Source organism: Citrobacter sp. HN-141, from assembly GCF_033341895.1.
Taxonomy (GTDB): Bacteria; Pseudomonadota; Gammaproteobacteria; order Enterobacterales; family Enterobacteriaceae; genus Citrobacter.
Window position 1 is genome coordinate 56,812 of record NZ_JAWPBF010000022.1, and the last position, 9,090, is coordinate 65,901.

The window sequence follows — 9,090 nt, forward strand, 5'->3', positions numbered from 1 at the left end:
AACGGCAGCGTCACATCGACGCTCACCATTCAGTACGATGCGATCCCTGACGCCGTTGACGACAACGCCACCACCCACGCAGGCGTGCCGGTGACGATTGATGCGATCGGCAACGACCGCTTCGTTAACCCGGACCAGGCCATTACCGGCGTGACCCAGGGCGCGCACGGCTCCGTCGCTATTGAAAACGGGCAGCTGGTTTATACGCCAAACGCGGGCTACGTCGGCCAGGACACCTTCACCTATACCGTCACCAGCGGCGGCGTCACCGAAACCGCCCAGGTCACGCTTGAGGTCACCAACACCCCGCCGGTCGCGGTGGCGGATAAAGCGAGCACCCTGCCGGAAACGCCGGTCAGCGGCAATCTGCTGACCAACGACCGCGACGCGGACAGCGACCCGCTGCACGTGGCGGAGATCACCGTCGGCGGCGCGACCTACGCGCCGGGGGACATCATTACGATCCCGGGCCAGGGCACGCTGGTGGTTAACCGCGACGGCAGCTATCTGTTTACCCCGGCAAGCGGCTGGTCCGGCTTTACGCCAGTGTTGAACTACACCCTGAGCGACGGCAACGACGGCGGCACCGCCACGGGCGAACTGCGCCTGCTGGTGAACCCCGTAGCCGAGGCGTGGGTGAAAGAGGCAGGTCTGGTCGATACGGCCAGCGGCGCGCAAACCACCACGGGCGCGATGGCCGTACTGTCGCTGGAGCCGGTGGAAAGCCTGACCATTGGCGGCCAGACCCTGACGCTTGCGCAGCTCCAGGCGCTGAGCGCCCAGGCGCCAGTGGATATCGCAACGCCGGACGGCGTGCTGTCGCTCACCGGTTTCCAGGTGGACGGCGAAGGCCGCGCGACGCTGCAATACCGCTTCACGCTGACCCAGGCGGTTAACCAGCCGGGCGAATCCACCACCCGCGAAGAGATTCGGTTCTCCGTCAACGGCCAGCAGACCCGCGCGCCGGGCCTGCTGCGCGTCAATATTCTCAACGACGCGCCGGTCGCGGCAGCGGACGACAACAGCATCGACCAGGATCGCGGCCAGCAGGCGGCGTCGGGCAACGTCTTTAGCAACGACGCTATCGGCGCAGACGGCGCCGCGGCGGGCGGCCCGGTGAGCGCGATTTCCTCCGTGAACCTCAACCGCGCGGGCGCGGTCGACGGCGTAAGCCTGGGCGAGTTCGGCGCCCTGACGCTCGACGCCCGCGGCAACTACAGCTATGTGCTGAACCGCAGCAACAGCCGCGTGGCGTCGCTGGACGCCAACGCCACCCTGAGCGAGGTGTTCACTTACACCATTACCGACGCCGACGGCAATACCAGCCAGGCGCAGCTGACCATCGTTATTCACGGCGTGACGCCGCCGCAGTCGGTACGCACAGGCGATCAGCACTTCCCGAGCTACTACACCAACTACGAGCTGTCGCTCGATCAGCCGTATTCGCCGGGTCTGTTTATCCTGCCCGCCATCTACGGCGTGTACAGCGACCAGTTCTCTCGCAAGGTGGAGCTGAACCGCAAAATTACCGAGCTGGGCCGCGGCATGAATGACAACGGCACGCCGGTGCTGGAAGACGGCATTCTCTTTACCCGCTGGGTAAACACCACGCTGCAACGCAGCGTGGTGAACACCTTCGCCGCCACCGGTATCGGTTCGCAGCTGCTGGGCGATCACTTCAGCCACTTCTCGCTGAATAAATCCGTACAGCCTGCGCCCGTGCTGGAAAACGCGCCGGAACGTCCGCCGCTTAACGAGCGCATCAACGAAAGAACCACCGTGCAGCAGGAGCGCGGCGAGAAAACCCCTGATGCGAAGCAGGCTCACGCCGCCGCGCCGGGCGTGGTGATCGTGCCGCAAGCCGCCGCCCGACCAGGCGCGCCGTCACTGGCGGCGCAGGTCGACGCGCTGGCCCGTAACCGCGTCGCCGCGCCGGAACCGGTCACCGTGGGAGGCGCCACACCGCATCGTTAATCGCGCAACTCCAAAAACCTTTTACACCGGCGGCGCCGCGCCGCCGGATTGTTAACTCAACACTTTAAGCATAACAATGATGACGACTTTAACTGCCGTAACCCCGACTGCCGTACGTTCTGCGCCTCTGCTCGCCCCTGTCGCCGCACTGGTTTCCGCGCTGCTGTTAAGCGGTTGCGGCACCATTAAACCTGAACCGCTGACCCAGGATGAAATCGGCGCGCGCGTCAGCGCCGACCGCGCCGCCATGTACCGCGACCAGCAGCCGGTCTCTGGTCCGCTGACCCTGTCAGACGCCATGGCCCGCGCGCTGAAATACAACCTCGACTACCGCCTGAAGATGATGGAAACCGCCCTGTCGCGCGGCATCCTGGATATCTCCCAGCAGGATATGCTGCCGAAGTTGATGACCGATGCCGGCTACCGCTGGCGCGACAACGATTCCGGCGGCACCAGCGTCGGTATCGAAGACCGGGTCGTCAGCCTGCGTCCGTCCACCTCTGAAGAGCGCGAGCACCTGCTGGCCGACGCCACCTTCTCCTGGGACGTGCTCGATTTCGGCATGAGCTACTACCGCGCGAAGCAGCAGGCGGATAACGTCAACATCGCCGAAGAGCGTCGCCGCAAGGTATTGCAGAATATTGTCCAGGAGGTGCGCGACGCGTACTGGCGCGCGCTGGGCGCACAGCGTCTGCTGAGCGAAGCGCAGCCGCTGGCCGAAGAGATCCAGACCGCGCTTGAGAAAACCCGCGAAGCGGAGCGCGCAGGCATTCTGCCGCCGGTCGAGGGCCTGGAGTACCAGCGCGCCCTGCTCGACGCGGTGGCGCTGCTGAACCAGAAGCGCCAGGAGATGCAGATGGCGAAAAGCGAGCTGGCCGCCCTGCTGAACCTGCCGTCCACCACCGACTTCACCTTACAGGACGTCGCCAATCCGGCGCTTTCCGGCGTGCCAAGCCAGCTTGATACGCTTGAGCAGATGGCGCTGGAACGCCGCCCAGAGCTGCGTGAAGAAGATTACAAAACCCGCATCGACGTGCTGGAAACTAAACGCCAGATCGCCTCGCTGTTCCCGAACCTGAATCTGTTCGGCGGCATCAGCTACGACTCCAACAGCTACCTCTACAACAACAGCTGGGTGCAGGGCGGCGTGGGCGTTTCCATGAACCTGTTCAAGCTGCTGAGCGCGCCGGCCATCAGCCGCACCAACGACGCGCGCCTGGCCACCGACAATGCCCGCCGTATGGCGCTGAGCATGGCGGTGCTGACTCAGGTGCGCGTCTCGGTTGAGCGCTACAAGCTCGCGGTGTACGACTACCAGATAGCCCAGGAGTCCGCCCGCGTCGACCAGCGTCTGGCGAGCATCTCCCGCGCCGGTTCCGACAACTCGCTCTCAAGCGACCTGGAATCCCTGCGCACCCAGGCGCGCTCCATCGTCTCCCGCTTCCAGGAAGCCGCCTCCTACGCGCAGGCGCAGTCCGCCTATGGCCGCGTGCTGAACTCGGTAGGCATCGACCTGCTGCCGGAAAAGGTGACCAGCAGCGATCTGCCGACCCTGTCGCGTGAAATCAACCAGAGCCTGGTGGCGGGCGAGAAGCAGGTCTTCACCCAGAGCGCCGACGCGGTAGTTTCCCGCCATCCGGTCAGCGTCACCCTGGGCCGCCTGCCAGCGGGCGTCAACAAGAGCGCGATTTATCAGTCGGTCACCCATGTGCTGGCCGCCAACCAGCTGGTACAGGGCAACGGCGCCGACAGCGTGAAACTGCAAATGAACCTCAACCTTGAACGCGCGTCAGGCTCGCAGCGCGGCGTGTGGGAAATGGCGGTCTATAACGCCCAGGGCGCGCAGGTCGCCTACCAGAAATACACCAGCTATCTGCCGAATGACGTCAACACCCGTTCGGTCAGCGCGCTGGCAGAAGCCGCCGCGCTCTCCGTGGTGTCCGACCTGCATAAAGCGGCAGGCGACACCGGCGTGATGACGGCAAGTAACCCTTAATAACAGGAACAGGTATGAACAACGTGAACGAAGGCTGGCGCAGCGTCCGCGCGCTCATGCCGCTGACGGGCCTGGCGCTGTGCGCCAGCGCCTTCGCCGCCGACCCAACCCCCGCTGCGGCGGGGGCAGTCGCAACGCCGGATGCGGCCGTTGCCGCAGCGCCTGAGAGCGCGCCTGACGCCACCGCCGACAACGGCGCCGCGCCGGTGCGTTTTCTGGTGATGGCCAACCAGGAAAGCCCGCTATCAAGCGTGGTGGCCGGGCGCGTGTCGCAGGTCAACGTTGAGCTGGGCGATACGGTCAAGGCAGGCAAACTGCTGGTGACGCTGGACTGTAGCGAGCTGAAAGCCCGTCGCGACGCGGCAGACGCCGAGTACAGCGCCGCGCAGATCAAATATGAAGCGAAGGCGAAATTGCAGGGTCTGCATTCCGCAGGCGCGCTGGAGGTTGGCCTTGCCGCCGCCGACGTGAACCGCACCCGCAGCCAGATCAAAATCTTTGAAGCGCAGCTGGCGCAGTGCCGCTTTACCGCGCCGTTCGACGGCCGCGTGGCGCGTATTTACGTCAAAGAGGGCCAGGGCGTCGGCGCAGGCGCGCAGGTTATCGATATTGTAAGCAACGGCACCCGCAAGGCGCGCCTCAACGTGCCGTCAGGCTGGACCACCTGGCTTGCGCCCGGCGCGCAGCTTGACGCGGTGGTGGGTGAAACCGGCAAGCATTACCCGATGACCGTCACCCACATCAGCGGCCGCGTGGACGCCGTGAGCCAGACGATTGAGATTGAAGCGGAATTTGGCAGCGACGCCCAGGACGTACTGCCCGGCATGAGCGGCCGCGCGACGCCAGTCTGCCCGAAAGCGGCGGCGCAGTGCCAGAACGGGACGACCAACTCGTGAGCATCGCCCTGTTCTATTCTCTCGCGGCGCGCGTGAAAGCGGCGCGCAGCCCCGAAGAGCTGGGTTTTGTGATGTGTAACGATACCCGCTCGCTGGTGGAGTATCGCCAGGCGGCGCTGCTTGCCGTTTCCGCCACCGGGCGCGCCCAGCTTGCGGCGCACTCCGGCCTGAGCGACACCGACCGCAATACCCCCTACGCGCTGTGGCTTGCCGCCGTTGCCTGCGACATCGCGCCGCGCTGCGCCGCGCTGCCGGAAACCGCCCGCGTGATGCCGCTGTCGCCGGAAATGCTGAGCGAGTCGCTGGCGCGCGAGTGGGACGAATGGCTGCCGGGCCACGTCTGGGTGCTGGCGCTGACCGGCCCGGACGGCAAGCTGCACGCCCTGCTGCTGCTGGCGCGCGATACCCCGTGGCCGACGCAGCTTGGCGTCGAAAGCCCCGAATACGCCCTGCTCCAGCTGGCGAACCTGTACGGCTACGCCTGGTGGGCGCTGGTGGCGCGGCCTTCTCGCCTGCAACGGCTGCTGCCCGCCACGGTGCGCCGACGCGCGGGTCTCGTGTTGCTGCTTCTGCTGCTGGTTATGCTGATCCCGATTCGGGAATACACGCTGGTGCCCGCCGAGGTAATTTCGCTTAACAGCGAAGTGATCGCCGCGCCGAGCGACGGGGTGATTCACCAGATGAAGGTGCCGCCGAACACGCCGGTCGTGGCCGGACAGGTGCTGGCGGAGCTGGATGATACGACTCTAAAAAACCGTCTCGCCATTGCTCAGGCGGAGCTGGCGACCGCCACCGTCAATATGCATCAGGCGTCTCAGCAGGCGATTGAAGACCCGAACGCCCGTGCGGAACTGGCTCTGACCGAAGGCAAATGGCGCGAGCAAAAGGTGCAGGTTGCCTCGTTGCAGCGCGAGCTGGAGAAGCTGTCGATCCGCGCCCGCAGCAGCGGCGTGTTTGTCTACACCGACCCGGACGACTGGGCGGGCCGTCCGGTACAGACCGGCGAGCGCATCGGCCTGCTGGCGGACCCGACGAAGCTCGGCGTGCGCGCCTGGGCGCCTGCGGCGGAATCCACCAACCTGAACCCGCACGCGGCGATGACCGTATTTCTTAAGGTCGCCCCGCTGCACCCGCTGACCGCGCGGCTGGATTACGCCGGTTACGAGACGGTGGAAGCGCCGAACGGCGTCGCGAGCTACCTGCTGCGCGGCACCGTAACCGACCCGTCCAGCGCCGCCCGTATCGGCTTGCAGGGCACGGCCCGCGTCTCCGGCGACTGGAGCCTGCTCGGTTATCTGATTTTCCGTCGTCCGCTGGCGACGCTGCGCGCCTGGTGTGGATTCTGATATGCAAACAGCCGCGACGCTCCCGCCTGCGGGCGGGACAGCTCTTGCGCAGCCGCAGCCGCTGCCGCCGCTGCGCGACGAGCTAAAAATTCACCCGGCGGGCAACAACCGCGACGGCTCGCCCGCCTGGCATCTGGCCGACCCGGTGCGCAACCTCTATTTCCGCCTGGGCTGGCTGGAGCTGGAGATGCTGCGCCGCTGGCCGCTCGGCGCGCCGCAGGCGATTGCCGACAGCATCAGCCAGGAGACCACCATGACGGTGGACGAACAGGATGTGTTGCAGTTCCTGGGCTTTTTACAGCAGCAACAGCTGCTGCGCCGCGGCGCGTTCAAAGCGCGCGGCTCGCTCTGGCGGCGTATTCTGCACGGCTACCTGTTTATCCGCCTGCCGCTGGTGCGCCCGGAGAAAGCCCTGCGCCGCATGCTGCCGTGGGTGGAGTGGCTTTTCAGCGCGCCGTTTCTACTGCTGACCGCCGTCGCCGCGCTGGCAGGCGTCGTTCTGGCCGCGCGCCAGTGGGATAACGTCGAGGCCGCGCTGCACGGCGCCCTGAGCTGGAACGGGGCGCTGGCCTTCGCGGTGGCGCTGATCCTCTCCAAATGCTGGCACGAACTGGGGCACGCCTTTATGGCGACCCGCTACGGCGTACGCGTCGGCCATATGGGGGTGGCGCTGCTGGTGATGTGGCCGATGGCCTACACCGATACCGGAGAGAGCTGGAAGCTGTCGCAGTCCCGCCACCGGCTCTCCATCGCCAGCGCGGGCATTATGGCCGAGCTGATGCTGGCGGCCTGGGCGACGCTGTTCTGGAGCTTCGCGCCGGAAGGCAACGTTAAAGGCGCGCTGTTCTTTCTCGCCACCACCGCCTGGGTGCTGACGGTGGCGGTGAACGCCAGCCCGTTTATGCGCTTTGACGGCTACTTTATTCTCAGCGATACGCTGGACTACCCTGGCCTGCACGAACGGGCGGGCAACTGGGCGAAGCGCTGGCTGCGCTGGCACCTGCTGGGGCTTGAGGATCCGATCCCGGATAACGTCTCGCCCGCCTTTGCCCGCTTCCTCACCCTTTTCGCCTTCGCCACCTGGGTTTACCGGCTACTGCTGTTCGTCGGCATCGCGCTGGTGGTCTACAACGCCTTTTTTAAGGCGCTCGGGCTGGTGCTGTTTTTTATTGAGATAGTCACTTTTGTGGTGCAACCGATGTTTCGCGAACTCAAAATCTGGCGCGCGCGCCGCCGGGAAATCGCTCCGGCGCGCCTGCTGCGCCTTGTCGCCGTCGCACTCGCGCTGGGGCTTTCGGTCTTTCTGCCCTGGTCCGGGCAGGTCTCCCTGCACGGCGTGATGGAGGCGGGCGTGGCACAGCCGGTTTACACGCCCTATGCCGCCCAGCTTGACAAGGTGCTGGTGCAGGAAGGCCAGCAGGTCAAGGCGGGCCAGAAGCTGTTTGAACTGGTGGCCCCCGTCCCGGCGGACGAGCAGGATAAGGCGCTGGCGCTAAGCCAGGCGTGGCAGACCAGCGCCCGCGGCGCGATGGCGCTCGATAAAAACGGCGCGGCGAAGCAGGTGGTCGCTGACCAGATGGCGCGCCAGTACGCCATTCAACAGCGGGCCAGCGCCGTTGAGCTTCAGCGGCTCCAGCTGGTGGCGCTGGAGGATGGCGTGGTGCATGACGTTGAGCAGACCCTGCGCCCCGGCAGTTGGGTCTCGCCTGGCACCCGCATCGCAAGCGTGATCGACACCCACCGCTGGCGCGTGAAGGCGCTGGTCAGCGAAACCGACCTGGCCCGCCTGCGCGACGGCGCGACGGCGCGGGTTTATCAGCAGGGCCGCTGGCAGCCGCTCGCAGGCGCGGTAGTGACCATCGACCACGACGCCATCCGCCGTCTGCCTAATCTGATGCTGGCGCAGAGTCACGGCGGCCCGGTGGCGCTGAACCCGGTTGCGCCCGCCAACGAACTCCGTCCCGCCGCCGTCTGGTACCGGGTAGTGATCGAAGGCATCTCCGCCGCGCCGGTCAGCAAAGAGCAACTGGTACGTGTTGACGTGGCGAGTGACCGCCAGAGCCTGGCTCACGGCTGGGTCAACAGCGTTATGCTGATGCTTATCCAGCAAACTGGCTTTGGTAAAGAGGGTTAGCGTGCGATTTTCGCGCCAGGCCGCCTGGCCTGGCGCAGGTTTTCTCCCCACCGCGGTTTTAGGTTAAACCCCGTTTCGCCAGAGCAAACTGGCACCTACGTTTTGTTAGTCTGTTCGGTGTTCTGCAACTGGACCCGGAGGTTATATTACTTGCAGGCGTGCAGCTGATGCTCGCAAGACTCGTTGGTTTCTGTTTCCGGAGGTGTGGTTATGCAAAAAATTGTCTGCAAAACGCCACGATTGTCATCACTGGCATGTCGAGTTGTTTCGGCCACGAGGCCGCCCTGCGGCTGGCGGAGATAGGTGCCAACGCCATGCTGGCAGCCAGACGGAACTGGAGGCGCTCGCCGCCGATATTGTCACGGCGGGCGGCAATGCGAAAGTGATCTGAAAATTACCGAACATTACACCGATACAGCGGGCTTCACTGAGCATGTTTTCACCCTGATGCATCTGCTGGGATTCTCTTTTTCGCCAAGGATCCGGGATATTCATGAGAAGCGGCTGGTTATTCATCAAAAGGCCGAGCGTTATTCCGGGAAACAGTCCGTCATATCAACAACCAGCCTGAATCTCAAAGACATTGAGGCGCGCAGGGATAAAATATTGTACCTGGCAGCCTCAATTAAACAGGGGATTGTCACCGCATCGCTGATAATGAAAATGTTAGGGAAGGTGCGAATAAGCAGGTCATTTCTTCCCAAGCTGACTCGCTGATTAAAATTTCGCGGATCTGGGCCGATT

5 protein-coding genes and 1 pseudogene are annotated in these 9,090 nt (G+C 64.7%); all 6 read left to right on the top strand.

The window, feature by feature from the left end:
* On the top strand, nucleotides 1-1,974 hold a 1,974-nt coding region (locus tag RYZ59_RS21570), incomplete at its 5' end, for an Ig-like domain-containing protein (protein WP_318067335.1).
* Between the two features lie 76 nt (nucleotides 1,975-2,050).
* Nucleotides 2,051-3,970: a TolC family protein gene (locus RYZ59_RS21575; protein WP_000989158.1), complete on the top strand. Its 1,920-nt coding sequence runs from the start codon at nucleotides 2,051-2,053 to the stop codon at nucleotides 3,968-3,970.
* Nucleotides 3,971-3,984: 14 nt separating this feature from the next.
* On the top strand, nucleotides 3,985-4,866 hold the full coding sequence (locus RYZ59_RS21580) for an efflux RND transporter periplasmic adaptor subunit (RefSeq protein WP_286627704.1): 882 nt from the start codon (nucleotides 3,985-3,987) through the stop codon (nucleotides 4,864-4,866).
* Entirely contained in the window at nucleotides 4,863-6,212 is a 1,350-nt protein-coding gene (locus tag RYZ59_RS21585; protein ID WP_001548176.1) for an efflux RND transporter periplasmic adaptor subunit, read from the top strand. Before RYZ59_RS21580 ends, RYZ59_RS21585 begins: the two co-directional genes overlap by 4 nt.
* A 1-nt stretch (nucleotide 6,213) precedes the next feature.
* Nucleotides 6,214-8,346, top strand: coding sequence for an HlyD family efflux transporter periplasmic adaptor subunit (locus RYZ59_RS21590; RefSeq protein WP_001548175.1), 2,133 nt, complete (start codon nucleotides 6,214-6,216; stop codon nucleotides 8,344-8,346).
* Nucleotides 8,347-8,724: 378 nt separating this feature from the next.
* A pseudogene (locus RYZ59_RS21595) lies at nucleotides 8,725-9,015 on the top strand (Tn3 family transposase); the annotation flags it as partial.
* Nucleotides 9,016-9,090: the final 75 nt, after the last annotated feature.

Excerpts from the sequence above, each read along its gene's own strand:
- RYZ59_RS21575 (WP_000989158.1), top strand. The coding sequence starts at position 2,051 with ATGATGACGACTTTAACTGCCGTAACCCCGACTGCCGTACGTTCTGCG.
- RYZ59_RS21580 (WP_286627704.1), top strand. The coding sequence starts at position 3,985 with ATGAACAACGTGAACGAAGGCTGGCGCAGCGTCCGCGCGCTCATGCCG.
- RYZ59_RS21590 (WP_001548175.1), top strand. The coding sequence starts at position 6,214 with ATGCAAACAGCCGCGACGCTCCCGCCTGCGGGCGGGACAGCTCTTGCG.